Source organism: Pseudoalteromonas sp. P1-13-1a (genome assembly GCF_001401875.1).
Classification (GTDB): Bacteria; Pseudomonadota; Gammaproteobacteria; order Enterobacterales; family Alteromonadaceae; genus Pseudoalteromonas.
The window spans coordinates 1-239 of the sequence record NZ_LKDV01000137.1 but is presented as its reverse complement, the minus strand read 5'-3'; the positions used below and the strand labels follow the sequence as shown (position 1 = coordinate 239).

The 239-nt window shown below is 54.8% G+C and carries 1 protein-coding gene; it reads right to left on the bottom strand.

Annotated elements, in window-relative coordinates; translation table 11 throughout:
- On the bottom strand, positions 1 to 239 hold a 239-nt coding region (locus AN391_RS20145), incomplete at both ends, for an Ig-like domain-containing protein (RefSeq protein ID WP_235576516.1).

Genomic DNA, 239 nt, shown 5'->3' with positions numbered 1-239 from the left:
GCTGTGCTCTCATTGCCTGCCGCGTCGGTTATGCTGGCTGTGACAGTAAAGTCACCTTGCGCCAGCGCACCGGGGATTTCAATATCCCAATGACCATCCGCCTCAACGGTGGTCGTGAGAGTTTGCTCAGCGCCGTCACTGTCGGTCACGGTGAGTGTCACCGTGCCGCCAATTTCGTTACTGGTGCCCTGTAATGTCGGTGTTAGGTCGTTTACATCGCCTACATTTTGTATCGTAAG